Source organism: Myxococcus sp. CA040A, from assembly GCF_013336725.1.
Lineage (GTDB): Bacteria > Myxococcota > Myxococcia > Myxococcales > Myxococcaceae > Myxococcus > Myxococcus llanfairpwllgwyngyllgogerychwyrndrobwllllantysiliogogogochensis.
The window spans coordinates 1,175,749-1,191,344 of record NZ_JABUMR010000002.1; the positions used below are offsets into that span (position 1 = coordinate 1,175,749).

Sequence of the window (15,596 nt, forward strand, 5' to 3'; positions counted from 1 at the left end):
GAAGCAGGCTGTCGAGCCCTCCTGGACGCTCGGCGAGGGAGTCCGTCACACCGTGAACGTGGCATCCCCCAAGAGGGCATGGGAGCGTGCGGCCTGCATGCGGGTACTCGTCACGGGAGCGGCGGGCTTCATCGGTCACCACGTCAGCGCGAGGCTGCTGGCGCGAGGGGACACCGTCCTCGGCGTGGACAACCTGGACCCCTCCGGAGATGTGCCGCTCAAGCAGGCCCGCCTGGCCCGACTTCGCACCACCCCCGGCGCCGAGCACTTCACCTGTCATCCGGTCGACATCACCGATGCCGCCGCGCTCGCGAGAATCTTTCAGCAAGAGCGCCCCGAGCGGGTCGTGCATCTGGCGGCGAGGGTCGGCGTCCGGACGGCGAGCGCCTCCGCGCGGTCCTATCTGGACGCGAACGTGACGGGGTTTCTCCACGTCCTCGAGCAGGCGCATGCCACGCAGGTGGAGCACCTCGTCTATGCCTCCTCCAGCTCCGTGTACGGCGCTGACACGCCGCCCCCTTTCGCGGAGAGCGCCTCGGCCGACCACCCGCTGAATGTCTACTCCGCGACCAAACGCGCCGGAGAGTTGCTGGCCCACACGTACGGCCACCTGCACGCGCTGCCCACCAGCGGGTTGCGCTTCTTCACCGTGTACGGCCCCTGGGGGCGTCCGGACATGGCGCCGTTGCGCTTCCTCCGCGCCCTGCGCGAGGGGCGCCCCATCGACCTCTACGGCGAGGGCCGCATGCGGCGCGACTTCACCCACGTGGACGACGTGGCGGAGGCGGTGCTGCGCGTGCTGGACCGCCCGCCCTCCGGTACACCGCCGTATCGACTGCTCAACGTGGGCCGCGGCGAGCCCGTCTCGCTGCGCGACTTCGTGGCCGTCCTGGAACGACACGTGGGGACGCGGGCCGTGCTGCGTCCACTGCCAGCCCAGCCAGGAGAGATGGACGGCACGTGGGCGGACCCCTCCGCGCTGGAGCGCGAGACGGGCTTTCGTCCTCGCGTGTCCGTGGAAGAGGGGCTCGCGCAACTGGAGGCGTGGGAGCGGGAGCACCCCCAGTTCAGGACGTGAGCCAGTCCCGGGATGGTCCAGGGGGACGGGTCGCATCATCGCGCTGGAGTCGCGCTCCCGCCCGGCCTCACCCGGCCGTCACCTCCACCTGGCCATGCTCCACGCGCCAGGCCTCGGAGGTGCACGCGCGAGCGAACGCGGTGTCGTGCGTCACCAGCAGCAGCGCGCCGGGATACTCACGCAGGGCCGCCTCCAGTCGCTCGATGGAGGGCAGGTCCAGGTGATTGGTGGGCTCGTCGAGCACCAGCGCCCAGGCGTGCTGTCCCAGTCCCCGAGCGATGAGCAGCTTGCGCACCTCTCCCGGTGAAGGTTGCTCCGAGCCCAGCAGCCGCTCGGGGTCCACGCCGAGCGCGGCCACCAGGGACAGCACGCGCCCCTTCTCCTCGGGAGGCAGGGCGCGCACCTCGTCGAGCGTGGTCCGCGCCTCCTCCGCGCCCACGTCCTGCGGCAGATACAGCACGCGCTCCATGGGCACGCGAGCACGCTCCAGCAGCGCGCGCACCAGGGTGCTCTTGCCCGCGCCGTTGGGACCCTCGATGCGCACCCGCGCCTCGCGGCCGACGGACAGATTCACGGGCCCCAGCAGCGGCACGTCCCCGGCGCGCAGCTCCGGCACGTCGAGGGTGAAGAGCCACGGGTTGGGCGAGCGCACGTAGTCGACGAAGACGGAGCGACCCACGGTCTTGTCCGCGGTGAACTCACCCACTGCCTCGGTGGCGCGCTCCAACTCGCGACGCTGGATGCCCACGCGGCGGCCCGCGTGATTCTCCGCCCAGCCCGCCACGACGGACGCGCCCATGGAGCGCGCGTCGTTGTCGTTCTTGTCCTTCAGTCGCTTGCGTGTGCTCCGGGCCGCGTCGGCGGACTGTTGCTCGCGTCGGGCCTGGTCGAGCAGTCGCGCCGCGCGCCGCTGCTCCGCGCGGGCCTGTTGATAGACGCCCACCTCCGCCTCGCGCTCGGCCTCCCAGTGCTGCTTCGCCGCGGAGTAGGCCCCGGGCCACAGCCGCGCATCGCCGCCATGGACGCGCAGCGTGGCGGTGGTGAGCGTTTCCAGCAGCGGCCGGTCATGTGACACGACGACGCCCACGCCCTTGAAGCGCTTCAGCGCCGAGACGAGCCACGTCCGCGCCTCCGCGTCCAGGTGGTTGGTGGGCTCGTCGAGCAGCAGCACGTGCGGTTCGGCGGCCAGCGCCGCGCCCACCTGCCACCGCTTGCGCTCGCCCGGGGACAGCGTGGACCAGCGCTCCAGCGCGGAGACGTCCAGCCCCAGTTGCCCGTGCAGCCTGCGCGCGAGCGAGTCCCACGACTCGGCGAAGGCGGTGATGTCCGGCGTCAGCGCCTCCACTTCCTGGCGGCACAGCCGCAGGGTGGGCGAGGGGGGCTCGGACTGGATGTGCCCCTCGGTGGGCGCAAGCTCCCCCGAGAGGAGCCGGAGCAGGGTGGACTTGCCGGCGCCATTGGCGCCCACGAGCCCTGTCCAGCCGGACGCCAGATGGAAGTCGACTTCAGAGAGGACGGCGACAGCGTCGGAATAGGCGAACGACACGCGATGCGCGCGAAGGGAAGACATGAAGCGAACTCCTGAATCCAGGCGCGAGCCAGCCCAAGGGGCGGCCCTGCGCGGTGAGGCCAAAAGACCTGGGACTCAGCGGCTCAGCTTCAAGGGTACGTCGACCTCGCGTAGGGAGGGGGTGTCAGGCCCTCCGGTGGATGCGTGCGTCGAAATCTATGACGCGCGCCGGGGCGGAATGCAACCCCGTCTCGCTCGCCGGCCAGCCTGGACGGCGAGCAAGACGGATTCCGGACAGCGGTCTACTCGTCCTGCTCGGAGGGAGGACGGGGACGACGCGCCTGCGGAGCGCTGGCGCCGGTGAGGGTGGCGGGCTCCGCGATGACGTTGCTCCGGGCGATGCTCTGGGCGCTCAGGGAGGCGGCGGTGGGCGCGGGACGCGTCCCCGGGGCCTGGGGCGCGGGGCGTCTGGCCGCGTCTTCCTTGGCGAAGAAGACGTCCTTGATGACGGAGATGGCGCCCAGGGTGGCGGTGGCCTCGTAGGGGATGAACATCTTGTTGTCACCCTTGCCAATCTCCTGGAGGGTCTCCATGTAGCGCAGCGCGAGCACCTCCGGGGTGGCGTGGCCGCTGTGGATGGCCTCGAAGGTGAGGCGCGTGGCCTCGGCCTTGCCTTCGGCCTCCAGCATGGTGGCGCGCTTGTGGCCTTCGGCGCGGGCGACCTCCGCGTCGCGCTCGCCCTCGGCCTGGAGGATGCGGGAGATCTTCTGGCCTTCGGCCTGGAGGATGGCGGCGGCCTTGTCGCCCTCGGCCTTCGTCACTTCGGCGCGGCGCTCACGCTCGGCGGTCATCTGCTTGGCCATGGCGGACTTGATGGCCTGGGGCGGCTCGATTTCGCGCAACTCCACGCGCGTCACCTTCACGCCCCACTTCTCCGTGGCCTCGTCCAGCACCATGCGCAGCCGGGTGTTCACCGTCTCGCGGCTGGTGAGCGTCTGGTCCAACGTCAGGCTGCCCATGACGTTGCGCAGGTTCGTCATGGTGAGCTGTTCAATCGCCAGCGCCAGGTTCTCCACCTGGTACAGCGCCTTCGCGGCGTCGACGATCTGGTAGTAGATGACCGAGCCGACCTCCATGTTGACGTTGTCGTGGGTGATGACCTGCACCGTCTCGAAGCCCATGACCTGCTCGCGCAGGTCCACCATGGTGCTGCGCATGTAGCGGTTGCCCGTGCGCATCTCGATGGGGCGGGGGCTGTCGAGGAAAGGGATGAGGAGGTTGAGGCCGCTGGTGGCGACGCCATGGAACTTGCCCAGCCGCTCCACCACCATGACCTTGGCCTGGGGAACGATGCGGACGCAGGTGTACAGCACGAAGCCCGCGAGCCCCACGAGAGCGGCAAGGATTACAAAGGTCAGCGCGTCCATCAGACTTTCTCCTGTTTCTGTTCCGCCTCGGGAACCGACAACGTCGCCGAAGGGCGGCGCACCCAAAGCTTGAGTCCCTCGACCTGCTCCACGGTGACGAGTTCCCCCTGGGGGATGGCGCCGGACAGCGAGCGGGCCGTCCACAGCTCGCCGTTGATGCGCACCGTGCCCCCGTGGGGGCCTTCAATGGACTCCATCACCACCGCCTCCTGCCCCACCATGGCCTCGACGCCCGTCTTCAAGTGCGAAGCGTTCCGCATGAAAACGTTTTTGAACAGGGTGCGCGAGGCGGCGAACAGGCCGATGGAGACGGTGGCGAAGAGCGCCAGTTGGAGGAAGAAGGTCAGCCCGAGGCCCGCGGCGAGCGAGGAGACGAGCGCCCCCACCGCGAACCACACGAGCCCGAAGCCGGACAGCTTGATTTCCAGCCCACCGCAGGCGAGGGCGGCGACGATCCAGAGCTGCCAGGCGGCGGGGGTCAGGTCCATGAAGATCTCTTTGTCAGTCGGTTCCCCGTCCTGTCAAACGCGGGCGGGCGGGGACGAAAGGACTGAACGCCTTCATGGGGCCCCGTGAGGGGGCTTGGGCGCGCCTACTTCGTACGGAACAGCTCCCGCGTCTCGACGATGGGCTGCTGGCCGCCGATGGTCCGGGTGAAGAGCAGGCGCTGGGGGACGCCGCCGCTGTCGCAGTCCAGGGCGTCCAGGGCGAGGGTCTCCTTGAAGACGAGGGTGTGGCTGGTGGGCTTGGGCCGCGAGGTGGTCTTCTCGATGCCTCCGGTGCGGGGTGGCTCCTGGGGGCGGGTGGCGTAGGTCTTCGCGGGGCGCCGCGTCACGACGAACTCCACCTTGGCGGGCTCCCGGTCCAGGTTGAGCAGGTAGCTGCTGGTGTCCTTGTGGCTGGGGCCGACGGTATCGGGGGTGAGGCTGTCGAACTGCACCAGCGTCTCCGCCTGGTAGGTGCCCCGCGCGTCGCGCTGGAAGCGGACCGTCAGCGTGTAGTTGTTCTTGAGCAGGGCATCATTGGCCATGCGGGTCAACGGGTCCTTGAGCTGCTCATCGGTGAGCGGTGTCTGCCATTCCTTGAACACGCGGCCCTTGTAGGTGCCCAGATACAGCTCGCGATTCACCCCACAGGGGGCGCTCTTGCGCGAAGCGGCCTGCGTCTCGCCGACGAGCCCGAGTGCCGGGAAGAGCAGGGCGGACGCGAGGACCAGGGTGAAGGGAAGGGCGAAGCGGTTGAGGCCGTGCAGGGACATGAGTCCTCCTCGTCGAGAGGTGTCGTGGCGACATGGGCCGATGCCGTCCGTGGCAACGGGCGCCTTTCCGGGAGAGGGCGGCGCCGGGCGGACAGCGACGGTAGGCACCGGGGACTCGCGTGACAGTGATTCTCAGGAGTTGAGCGTTGCTGCGCGGACAGGGGGGCGAGGCCTGGAGATGGCATGTCTGGGTTTGGACGAGGGGCTCGGCCCAAGGGCTGTCTGGAAACGTCGTGGCGCGGCGGCGGGTGGCGGACGGCAGGCGCCGGAGTCGCGGAACGAGGCCCTGGAGGCCCGAAGAGGACGTGGTGCGTCGGGGCGCGTGCGGCGTGCCTCAACCCGGCGAGTCCCTCGGTCGCTGAACGAAGATCCGACCTAGCGCCTGAACGGCTGGTCAGTGTCTTGATCGGGTGTGGACTACGCCGAGCTCGTCTGTCGCTCCAACTTCTCGTTTCTGCGCGGTGCCTCGCATCCGGAGGAGCTGGTGCTCACCGCCTCGCGGCTGGGGCTGAGCGCCCTGGCGCTGACGGACGCGGATGGGTTGTACGGGGCGGTGAAGGCCCACCTCGCGGCGAAGGAGCACGGCCTGCGGCTCATCCTCGGGGCCGAGCTGACGCTCGAGGACGGGCCTCCGGTGGTGGTGTACGCGGCGGACTCGGGGGGCTACTCGAACCTGTGCGCGCTGGTGTCGCGCAGTCGGATGACGCACCCCAAGGGGGAGGCGGGGTTGCCGTGGCGGGCGCTGGCGGAGCGCTCCAGCGGGCTGCTCGCGTTGTTGCCGGAGCCGGCGGCGCTGGAGCGGGTGGCGCCGTTGGCGGAGGCGTTCCCGGAGCGCTTCCATGTCGGGCTGTGCCGGACGTTGTCGGCGGGGGACTCGGCCCGGGAGGCGCGCGCGGAGGTGCTGGCGCGGGAGCTGGGGGTGCCGCTGGTGGTGCACAACGACGTGCACACGCACCACCGGAGACGTCAGCCGCTCCAGGACGTGCTGAGCGCGGTGCGGCACGGGACGACGGTGGACCAGGCGGGGACGCGGCTGTGGCCCAACGGGGAGCGGACGCTGAAGGGGCCCGGGGAGATGGCGAGGCTGTTCGCGGACCGGCCGGAGGCGCTGGCGCGGACGGTGGAGCTGGCGTCGCGGTGTCGGGCGTCGCTGGATGACCTGCGCTACCGCTTCCCGGAGGAGGACCTGCCAGGAGGGAGGACGGCGGACGAGCACCTGAGGGTGTTGACGTACGAGGGGCTCGGGGTGCGCTACCCGGCGGGTGTGCCGCCGGAGGTGGTGAAGCAGATAGAGCACGAGCTGCGGTTGATCGCCGCGCTGGACTTCGCGGGTTACTTCCTCTCGCTGTGGGACATCGTCGGCTTCGCGCGGCGGCAGGGGATTCTGTGTCAGGGGCGAGGGAGCGCGGCGAACTCGGCGGTCTGCTATGCGCTGCAGATCACCGCCATCGACCCGGTGCGGATGGGCTTGTTGTTCGAGCGCTTCCTGAGCATGGCGCGCAAGGAGCCGCCGGACATCGACGTGGACTTCGAGCACGAGCGGCGCGAGGAGGTGCTCCAGTACGTGTATGAGAAGCACGGGCGCCACCGGGCGGGGATGGTGTGCGAGGTCATCTGCTATCGCGGGCGGCTGGCGCTGCGGGAGGCGGGGAAGGCGATGGGGTTGTCATTGGACCAGGTGGACCGGCTGTCGAAGGTCTCCGCGGCGCACGGGTTCGAGGTGACGCCGGAGGTCCTGCTGGAGGCGGGGCTGTCCGCGTTCGACCGGCGGGTGCAGCGGACGTTGTCCCTGGCGGCGGAGCTGGAGGGCTTTCCCAGACATCTGTCCATCCACGTGGGCGGGTTCGTGATGACGCGAGAGCCGCTGACGGAGCTGGTGCCGGTGGAGAACGCGGCCATGGCGGGGCGGACGGTCATCCAGTGGGAGAAGGATGACATCAACTCGATTGGACTGTTGAAGGTGGACCTGCTGGCGCTGGGGATGTTGACGGCGCTGTCGAAGTGCTTCGCGCTGATTCGAGAGCACCACGGGCGGGAGCTGTCGCTGGCGACGATTCCGGCGGAGGACCCGAAGGTCTACGACATGTTGTGCGAAGCGGACACGGTGGGGGTGTTCCAGATTGAGAGCCGGGCGCAGATGAACATGCTGCCAAGGCTGCGGCCGAGGACGTTCTACGACCTGGTGGTGGAGATTGCCCTCATCCGCCCGGGGCCGATTGTCGGGAAGATGGTGCACCCATTTCTTCGCAGGAGGAACGGCGAGGAGACGGTGGTGTACCCGAGCGAGGCGGTGCGGGAGATATTGGGCAAGACGCTGGGGGTGCCGCTCTTCCAGGAGCAGGCGATGAAGCTGGCGATGGTGGCGGCGGGCTTCTCCGCGGAGGAGGCGGATGGGCTGCGGCGGGTGCTGAGCCACAAGCGCGCGGAGTCGATGCTGTTGCAGTACCGGGGACGCTTCGTGGAGGGGTGTCTGTCGCGAGGGTACTCGCGGGTGCAGGCGGAGGAGTGGTTCGACAACTTCCGGGGCTTCGCACACTACGGCTTTCCGGAGAGTCACTCGGCGAGCTTCGCGTTGATTGCGTATGCGTCCAGCTGGCTGAAGTGTCATTACCCGGCGGCCTTCACGACGGCGTTGCTGAACTCGCAGCCCATGGGCTTCTACGCGCCGCACACGCTGGTGGCGGATGTGCAGCGGCACGGCGTGGAGGTGCGGCCGGTGGACGTGCGGTGCTCGCGATGGGACTGCACGCTGGAGGACGGGGGGAAGGCGCTGCGGCTGGGGTTGCGGATGGTGAAGGGGCTGGGGGAGTCCGCGGGGCGGCGGGTGGAGGCGGGGCGAGGGGAGGGCTACACGGACGTGGGGAGCCTGGCGCGCCGGGCTCGGATTCCCCGGCACGAGCTGACGCGCCTGGCGCTGGCGGGGGCGCTGGGGTCGCTCTGTGGCTCACGCCGCAAGGCGCTGTGGGACATCCAGGCGCTGGGGCCGCTGGACTCGGATGACTTGTTCTTCGGGATGTCGATGGACGGCACGGAGGTGGAGCTGCCGTCGATGGATGTGTTTGCCCGCGTCTGCGCGGACTACGACACGGTGGGGCTGTCGTTGGAGAAGCACCCGCTGGAGCTGCTGCGGCCCACGTTGAGGAAGCTGGGGGCGGTGACGGCGGAGGGGCTGAAGCAGGTGTCCTCCGGGCGGACGGTGTCCGTGGGAGGGATGATGATCTGCCGACAGCGGCCTCCGACGGCGAGGGGGATGTGCTTCATCTCGCTGGAGGATGAGACAGGGATTGCGAACCTGGTGGTGCCTCCGGATGTGTATGAGCGGTGCCGGAAGGAGATCCACGGCGCCCTGTTCATCGTGGGGCAGGGCGTGTTGGAGCGCTCGGGCAAGGTGACGAACGTGAAGACGAAGTTCGTCCAATCCCTGTCCCGCACCTGAGAGGACCTGTCGGGGAGCCGACTCCGAGCCCAGGGCCTCACTGCACAAAGGTCCCAGGCGACTCCATCATCCTTCGCGCCATTCAATGGCGCTTGTTAGCCCATGGCGGGAAGTGGGCAGGAGGTTGGCATGTTCAGGCAGATGCTCGGAATGGTCACCGTGGTGGGGACCCTGTGGTTGCCTTCGCCATCCATGGCGGAGCCGACGAGGACGCTCCACGTCGCCAACAACGCGTTGGACAGCGCGACGTGTGGCGCGAAGGTGAACCCCTGTCGCTCCATCAGTCGGGCCATCGCCCATGCTCGCGATGGAGATCGCATCCTCGTCCACCCCGGCCGCTACGGGGACTTGAACGCCGACGGAGACTTCAGCGACCCCGGTGACGAAGCGGCCGAAGTGCAGACGGGGTGTCGCTGCATGATCCTGATCAACAAGCGGCTCAAGGTCGAGTCGACGGGGGGCGCGCAAGTCACGGTGCTCGCCGCCGCCGGGGCCGTGCTGGATGTCGTCAACATCACCGCGAGCAACGTCTCCTTCGGCGACTATGGGAAGGGGTTTACCCTCACGGGGGCCGGGAAGGTCACGGATGATGATGGGATTGGGCTGGATGTCCTGGGCGGGCGCGACGTTCGGGTGATTGGGAACATCGCGCAGGGCAACCGGGACGCGGGATTCGCCATCCGGGGGGACAACCACACGGTCAGGGACAATGTCTCCACGGGCAATGGGATGGGGTTCTCTCTTGGCTCGGACACGGAGGGGCACACCGTGAAGGAGAACCTCGCCACGAACAACGGCAATGACGAGGTGTTCGGCCACGGCTTCGCGGTGGGCGGGCAGAAGGGCACGTACGAGGGGAACAAGGCCATTGGCAACAGGGGTATCGGCTTCTACCTCGTCCTCTTCTCGGGGACCTCGGACTTCGAGTTCGAGGACAACGAGGCCATTGGAAACCGGGGCGCCGGAATGTGGGTGCGGTTTGGCGCGCAGCTCAAGGTGCGTAGCAGCAATTTCTTTGGAAACCTGGGTGAGAGCGTGGGGGGCTCCTTCCCGGCGGCGCCCAATTGCGGCCTCGTGAATGACATGGGCGGCCCCATCGACGCGGCACGCAACTACTGGGGCGCGGCGACCGGGCCCGGTCCGGACCCCGCGGATGATGCGGGCCCCGGGTCCATCTGTGATGTGAATGGCACCACCGTGGTCGTGCCCTTCGACTCCACGCCCAACTCGTTGCTCGAGTCCCTGGAGGAACGGCAGACCCCCGGGGCTGAGTGAAGTCAGGTCTCGCCGCGCCCCGTGAGAGTGGGTGGGCATCCCGGACATGAGGGCCGGGACGCCCACTTCCTGGCGGATGGGGCCTCAGCAGCCGCAGATGCGCGTGTTGGTGTTGGTGTTGGTGTTGGTGCACTCACCCAGACACAGGTGCAAGGTGGGCTGTCTTTCCCACGACGCTCAACAGGACGTGCACTCCATGAGGAAGAACGGCGTGACGTCCTCGGTCTCGGAACACGACGACTCACCGCACGCTCACCGAGCAGTAACTTTTTCATGATCCCTTCCAGTCCTTGGGCTTCGGGCAAGCAGGTCAGCTGACCGCCCCATTGAGCCGGAGCATGATCCACCAGCCGAGCACCTCGCGCTCAGCCCTCGCCGGCTCTCACACCCTCACTGGAAGTATGAGACATCGTGGGATTTCTCCTTCCCATCCGCGTGGATCTCTGCGATGGGTCAGGGCTGTTCGGGCTGGGGCCGCTTGAACCCAGCTCACGTGGTATCCGCGAATATTGCAGCCGGGTTGCGATATTTCGGGGGCGCTGGATATAGTTGCCTGGAATTGGATATGAAAATCAGCACACCTGGTGCGTCCCGGACCCACTCCATGGAACGAGCATCCCGAACGGTGACCCAGGTTGTACGCCCCGTCCTTCGCTCCGTGCTTCACGAAGCGTTGGAGAGCGAGACGGGCGGTGAGGTGGTGGTGAAGTCGTCCACCGTCTCCGGCCGCATCTTCATCGTGGAGCAGAAGGTGGCCTGGGCGGTCCTGAACGGGCCCGGGGTCCAGAACTTCTCGTCGGTGCTGATCCAGCGGCAGCTCGTCAGCCGAGACGACGTCGAGCAGGTCATGACGGAGTGCCGCAAGAACGGGGGCAACTTCTGTGAGGTGCTGGTGGCGTGGGGGCTGGTTCCCCGCGACATGCTCCGGGACGTGCTTCGTGGCCACATGGCGAACCACCTGCAGGTCTTGCTGTCACTCCAGGACGCCCAGGCGCTCTTCGTCCCCCAGCCGCGCACCTACTCCAGTCAGCTGACGTTCAGCCTGGAGGAGCTGACCCTTCCCGTCGAACAACACTCCACCCACCCCCCAGCCGAAAGAGAAGTCATGCCGAACGTGAAGCAGTCCCTGGAAGAGACGCTGAAGATCGAAGGGGCCTTCGCGGCCTGTCTGGTGGATGCGAAGAGCGGAATGTGTCTGGGCAGCCAGGGTGGCACCGCGACGTTCAACATCGAGACGGCCGCCGCGGCCAACACCGAGGTCGTCCGCGCCAAGCTCAAGGCGATGACCGTGCTGGGTATCAAGGACCGCATCGAGGACATCCTCATCACCCTGGGCGAGCAGTACCACGTCATCCGCCCGCTGGCGGCGCGCGAGGGACTGTTCTTCTACGTGGCCCTGAGCCGCGCCACCTCGAACCTGGCCATGGCGCGCTTCCGCCTGGCGGAGATCGAGAAGGGCCTGCAGCTGAGCTGAGCCGTGCGACTCGGCGCCCGCCGCTACAGGCGTGCGCCGGACTCGACAGTCCTAGGCGCGCCGGACCAGCACGACGCCGTCCTGATAGGTGCCGTGGGCGTGCTGGAGGAACTCGCGAACCTCGAAGAACCGCCCCCATTTCTCCCGGATGTACTCGGTCGTATAGAACGTGTGCATGTTGTGGAAGGGCGAGGGCATGTAGCGCAGCACCAGGCGCTCGGCGGGCATCGGCTGATCGAACCACGCGGAGGGCACGGGGTTCGTCTCTGACTCCAAGCACCGGTACGGATGGTTCGTGAGGTGCTTGCGGATGGGATGCTCGGGGTTGCGCATGCCCTCCCAGGTCCGCTCCGTGTGCAGGGAGATGAACGCGATTCCTCCCGGCTTGAGGACGCGGCGGAACTCCAGCAGCCAGGACTCCTCGAACTCATCCATGTGGGTGAAGACCGAGCCACAGAAGACCAGGTCGATGGATGCGTCGGGGATGGGCAGCGTCGGGACGACGCTGTTCTGGAAGTAGAAGCCGCGCGGGGGAAGGAACTTGTTCATCCACCGGACGGCGTTGGAATAGATGTCCGTGCCGAAGACCTCCGCCTTGGGCGAGTGGGCGATGAAGTGACGCAGCACCCGGCCCGACGAGCAGGCGAAGTCGAGGAAGCGGAAGTGCGACTCCGGGTCGATGCCCGAGGACTTCAGCAGCCCCTTCAGGAAGAGGTAGTCGCTCAGGCCGTTGAGCCAGTAGCTGACGTGCTGCTCGCCGAAATACTCGGCGCGGTCCTCGGTGCGCGGCACCGGAGCGGTGTCCGACGCGACGTAGGCGCGGAGCTGCTCCTCCGAGAGCGCTTGGAGCAGCCGGGTCTGGAGCGTCCCGTCGTCCGCGCCGAAGAGGCCCCGGATGACGTCATGGAGGGGCTGCCCGGCGTGGTGCGTGCGCAAGAGCTCGGCCACGGGAGGGAGCGCGTTTCGCAAGGGGCGATCCGGCAGGGTCCACACGGCACTGGTGAGGTCCGGCGCGGCCTGGGGCGCGGGAGGAGGGGCACTGGAGGGCTCCGGGGTCTCCATCCAGGGCGCCAGCCGGTGGACGACCTTGCGTGCCACGGACTTCACCAGCGGCTTGAGATGCTCGGACAGCGCCTTCTCGGTCTGATTGGACATGGGAGTCTGGGTGTTTTTCGCTGATTGAAAGGGCGCGCAGTAAAGGGGGTCTCCCTCTGGAAAGCAACGACTCTCACGGCGGATACCGCCCCCCGCGTACGGGCCGAATCCTCGTGACTCACAGTGCTGATACAAAATAAGACATCCGCGGGACGGCCTGTCTCCACGGATGCCAATGATTGTCATGGGCGGAGGCCCGCCCCGCCGGGGAGGTGGTGCTTGCCGGCGAGGCGGGAGCGCGCCGGACTACGGCTGCACGGCGAAGCGGTAGTTCTGGCCGTAGCTCGAGTCCCAGCGGCGGCAGTAGCCCCGGTCCCAGTTCTCGAACCAGAGCGCGACGGAGCGAGCCCCGGCGGGCGCGGTGAGGGTGACGGGGACGCCTTGGCGCGAGTAGCCCGAGACCTGCGTGACGCTCAGGTCGCCGGTGACGCCGTTGTCGAAGCGGTAGTGGACCCAGACCTCCCAGGTGGGCGCGCCGTTGTAGAGCAGGCGGCACTCGGGCAGCCGGTCGATGTCGTAATCCACCACGAACGTCTGCCCCGCCTTCACGGTTCCCACGGGGTACTCCACCCAGCCCTCCTGGAAGACCAGCGTTGGGACGTGGGCGGTGCCGGCGGGGCGCACGGTGAAGCGGAAGTTCGAGCCGTAATTGGAGTCGTACTGCTCGCAGCCCGCGCTGGAGACGCGGAACCACAGCTCCAGCGTGCCCGCGGCGGGCAGGGAGAGCACCGGCGGCGCGCCCGCGGTGGGCTGGCCCGCGACGTCGAAGCTGCTCTCCGCCCCGCCGTCGAGGCGGTAGTGGCCGGTGAGGCTCCAGCCCGGGCTGCCGTCGGGCAGGGTGGCGCGGCACTGCGGCAGGCGGCTGGCGTCATACGCCACCTGGACCTGTCCACCGGCGAGCAGCGTCTGCGACTGGGCAAGCGACCCGTTGGCGCCGAAGGTGATGACGGGCGGGGTCTGCGCCGCCGCGCCGCCGCCGAGCAGCAGCAGGGGGACCACGAGGAGGGACATGAGTCGGTTCAAGGGTGTGGCTCCAGGGTGAGAGTCAGGCCCGCTGGTGTCGACCGCAAGGGGGTTCGGGCCGCCTCCTGGACGGAGGCGGGCGCATCATGGCCGACGCCACCGACGCCCAGCTGCCTCGTTGATACCGGGTATTTAGAGTAGGCTCCGCGCTGAACACCCTGGAGCGAGCACCGAATGACCCTGTTCAGGAGGCCGTCCCCGGCCGGCGGGCCGAGCGACGATTCGAGCCGCAGCGCTACTCCCACCGAGACGCCTTCCGTCCCAGATACACCCAACCCGGTGCTCAGCTCCCCCCCGCGTCCCCGCCCCGGGATGACGGGCTCCGCCCCCTCGCTCCCCGAGCGCCGGCCCGCGGCCCCCCAACGTCCCTCCGCCCCGCAGTCCGAGGAGCCGGAGTACCCCACCGAACGCCGCCCCGGGCCTCCCGCGGCGCCCCGCTCGCCCCTGCAGTCCGGCCCGCTGCCGTCCGTCATCGTCTCCAACCAGGAGCGCCGCCCCCCCGCCGCGCCCGGCGCCGAGCGTCGCCCCCAGGCCGCAGCCCCCGCGGCGCCGCCCCCCAGCGGACAGGAACGGCGGACCATTCCGCCTCCAGCGTCCTATGCGGGCCCCGAGCGGCGCACCCCTGGCACCAGCTCCCGGCGAGCGTTGGACCCGAACGCGGGGTCCCAGGAGCGCTTCTGGCCCAGCCAGCCTCGCACCCTGGAGGAGACCGGCCTTACGGCGACCTTCGTGGAGGAGCTCATCCTCAAGGCGCTCTTCTTCGCCGGTGAGATGCGCGGCATGGACCTGGCCAGCCGTATCCAGCTCCCCTCGTCCGTCATCGACGACATCATCGAGGGCCTGCGCCGCCAGAAGTACGTGGACATCCGAGGCGGCGGTGCGTCCGGTGTCGGCAAGTCCACGATGATCTACCAGCTGACGACGTTCGTGACGGACATGCTGCGGCAGATCACCGACCGCAACCGTTACAACGGCCCCGCGCCCGTCTCCTTCCAGGAGTACGTCGCGGCGGTGAAGAAGCAGACGGTGCGCGGCAATCGCATCACCCGCGCGCGGATGCAGGACAAGTTCGGCGACCTGGTCATCCGCGACTACATCTACGACGGCATCGGCCCGGCGATGAACTCCGGCCGCGCCATCTTCTTCTACGGCCCCCCCGGCAATGGCAAGACAGCCATCTGCCAGGGCATGGTGAACTGCTTCGAGGGGGACATCTTCATCCCCCACGCCATCCTCATCGACGACTTCGTCGTGAAGGTCTTCGACGCCAACATCCACAAGCCCGTGGAGGACGAAGGGGGCGCCTCGTATGACCGGCGCTGGGTGCGCTGCCGGCGGCCGCTCGTCGTCGTGGGCGGTGAGCTGACGCTGGACATGCTCGACCTCGTCTACTCGCCGGAGGTGAAGTACTACGAGGCCCCGTTCCAGATGAAGGCCAGCAACGGGATGCTCCTCATCGACGACTTCGGCCGGCAGAAGGTGTCGCCGAAAGATCTGCTCAACCGGTGGATCGTCCCGCTGGAGAGCGACATCGACATGCTCACCCTGCACACGGGCAAGAAGCTGCAGGTGCCCTTCGACGTGTTCGCCGCCTTCTCCACCAACCTGGACCCCAGCGCCCTCGTGGACGACGCCTTCCTGCGCCGCGTCCGCTACAAGCTGGAGGTGCAACGGCCGGACGAAGAGCAGTTCCACCAGATCTTCGAAATCATGTGCCGCAAGCGGGGCGTGGCCTACAACGCCAACGCCATCGACTACCTCATCGACTCGCACTACCGGCCGACGGACCGCCCCTTCGCGGCCTGCCAGCCTCGAGACCTCCTGGACCAGGTCATCGACATGTCCCACTACCTGGGACAGGAGCCGAAGCTGGACCCCGCCTTGCTGGACGCCGCCGTGCGCAGCTACTTCGTGCGCTTCGACAAGCCCTCGGGGACCACCGCGGCCTCCGCGACCTGAG

The 15,596-nt window shown here is 68.4% G+C and carries 11 protein-coding genes; 5 read left to right on the forward strand and 6 right to left on the reverse strand.

All coding sequences use genetic code 11. The features are described 5' to 3' along the window. Nucleotides 1–97: 97 nt before the first annotated feature. Entirely contained in the window at nucleotides 98–1,078 is a 981-nt protein-coding gene (locus HUA75_RS11380; RefSeq protein ID WP_174486370.1) for an NAD-dependent epimerase/dehydratase family protein, read from the forward strand. Nucleotides 1,079–1,145: 67 nt separating this feature from the next. On the opposite strand, the gene HUA75_RS11385 is transcribed toward HUA75_RS11380, so the two are convergent. The 4 genes from HUA75_RS11385 to HUA75_RS11400 form a co-directional block, all read right to left on the reverse strand. Further along, nucleotides 1,146–2,648 carry an ATP-binding cassette domain-containing protein gene (locus HUA75_RS11385; RefSeq protein WP_174486371.1) on the reverse strand — a complete coding sequence of 501 codons (1,503 nt, stop codon included), beginning with the start codon at nucleotides 2,646–2,648 and terminating at the stop codon, nucleotides 1,146–1,148. A gap of 242 nt (nucleotides 2,649–2,890) precedes the next feature. Further along, complete coding sequence (locus HUA75_RS11390; protein WP_141648772.1) at nucleotides 2,891–4,015, reverse strand: SPFH domain-containing protein; 1,125 nt, start codon at nucleotides 4,013–4,015, stop codon at nucleotides 2,891–2,893. Further along, nucleotides 4,015–4,503: an NfeD family protein gene (locus tag HUA75_RS11395; RefSeq protein ID WP_141648771.1), complete on the reverse strand. Its 489-nt coding sequence runs from the start codon at nucleotides 4,501–4,503 to the stop codon at nucleotides 4,015–4,017. Before HUA75_RS11395 ends, HUA75_RS11390 begins: the two co-directional genes overlap by 1 nt. Before the next feature lie 104 nt (nucleotides 4,504–4,607). Then, a complete protein-coding gene (locus tag HUA75_RS11400) occupies nucleotides 4,608–5,273 on the reverse strand; it encodes a hypothetical protein (RefSeq protein ID WP_174463669.1) in 666 nt (221 codons plus the stop codon). Nucleotides 5,274–5,685: 412 nt separating this feature from the next. Here HUA75_RS11400 and HUA75_RS11405 point away from each other — a divergent pair, with 412 nt between their 5' ends. The 3 genes from HUA75_RS11405 to HUA75_RS46180 all read left to right on the forward strand — a co-directional run bounded on the left by HUA75_RS11405 (nucleotide 5,686) and on the right by HUA75_RS46180 (nucleotide 11,458). Continuing rightward, the gene (locus tag HUA75_RS11405; protein ID WP_174459314.1) at nucleotides 5,686–8,709 is read left to right on the forward strand and encodes an error-prone DNA polymerase; all 3,024 of its coding nucleotides are present in this window, start codon (nucleotides 5,686–5,688) and stop codon (nucleotides 8,707–8,709) included. Between the two features lie 129 nt (nucleotides 8,710–8,838). Then, complete coding sequence (locus tag HUA75_RS11410) at nucleotides 8,839–9,984, forward strand: right-handed parallel beta-helix repeat-containing protein (RefSeq protein ID WP_174486372.1); 1,146 nt, start codon at nucleotides 8,839–8,841, stop codon at nucleotides 9,982–9,984. A gap of 604 nt (nucleotides 9,985–10,588) precedes the next feature. After that, complete coding sequence (locus tag HUA75_RS46180) at nucleotides 10,589–11,458, forward strand: hypothetical protein (protein WP_217446018.1); 870 nt, start codon at nucleotides 10,589–10,591, stop codon at nucleotides 11,456–11,458. A 51-nt stretch (nucleotides 11,459–11,509) separates the two neighbouring features. On the opposite strand, the gene HUA75_RS11420 is transcribed toward HUA75_RS46180, so the two are convergent. Then, the gene (locus HUA75_RS11420) at nucleotides 11,510–12,613 is read right to left on the reverse strand and encodes a class I SAM-dependent methyltransferase (RefSeq protein WP_174486373.1); all 1,104 of its coding nucleotides are present in this window, start codon (nucleotides 12,611–12,613) and stop codon (nucleotides 11,510–11,512) included. A gap of 246 nt (nucleotides 12,614–12,859) precedes the next feature. Beyond that, the gene (locus HUA75_RS11425) at nucleotides 12,860–13,624 is read right to left on the reverse strand and encodes a DUF6209 family protein (RefSeq protein ID WP_174486507.1); all 765 of its coding nucleotides are present in this window, start codon (nucleotides 13,622–13,624) and stop codon (nucleotides 12,860–12,862) included. 186 nt (nucleotides 13,625–13,810) lie between these two features. On the opposite strand from HUA75_RS11425, the gene HUA75_RS11430 reads away from it, so the two are divergent. Beyond that, the gene (locus HUA75_RS11430; protein WP_174459309.1) at nucleotides 13,811–15,595 is read left to right on the forward strand and encodes an ATPase; all 1,785 of its coding nucleotides are present in this window, start codon (nucleotides 13,811–13,813) and stop codon (nucleotides 15,593–15,595) included. Nucleotide 15,596 lies beyond the last annotated feature (1 nt).

What these genes read in the sequence shown, in the direction of transcription:
- HUA75_RS46180 (WP_217446018.1), top strand. Translation starts at nt 10,589, where the DNA reads ATGGAACGAGCATCCCGAACGGTGACCCAGGTTGTACGCCCCGTCCTT.
- HUA75_RS11400 (WP_174463669.1), bottom strand. Translation starts at nt 5,273, where the DNA reads ATGTCCCTGCACGGCCTCAACCGCTTCGCCCTTCCCTTCACCCTGGTC.
- HUA75_RS11385 (WP_174486371.1), bottom strand. Translation starts at nt 2,648, where the DNA reads ATGTCTTCCCTTCGCGCGCATCGCGTGTCGTTCGCCTATTCCGACGCT.
- HUA75_RS11380 (WP_174486370.1), top strand. Translation starts at nt 98, where the DNA reads ATGCGGGTACTCGTCACGGGAGCGGCGGGCTTCATCGGTCACCACGTC.
- HUA75_RS11420 (WP_174486373.1), bottom strand. Translation starts at nt 12,613, where the DNA reads ATGTCCAATCAGACCGAGAAGGCGCTGTCCGAGCATCTCAAGCCGCTG.
- HUA75_RS11395 (WP_141648771.1), bottom strand. Translation starts at nt 4,503, where the DNA reads ATGGACCTGACCCCCGCCGCCTGGCAGCTCTGGATCGTCGCCGCCCTC.
- HUA75_RS11410 (WP_174486372.1), top strand. Translation starts at nt 8,839, where the DNA reads ATGTTCAGGCAGATGCTCGGAATGGTCACCGTGGTGGGGACCCTGTGG.
- HUA75_RS11430 (WP_174459309.1), top strand. Translation starts at nt 13,811, where the DNA reads ATGACCCTGTTCAGGAGGCCGTCCCCGGCCGGCGGGCCGAGCGACGAT.
- HUA75_RS11425 (WP_174486507.1), bottom strand. Translation starts at nt 13,624, where the DNA reads ATGTCCCTCCTCGTGGTCCCCCTGCTGCTGCTCGGCGGCGGCGCGGCG.
- HUA75_RS11390 (WP_141648772.1), bottom strand. Translation starts at nt 4,015, where the DNA reads ATGGACGCGCTGACCTTTGTAATCCTTGCCGCTCTCGTGGGGCTCGCG.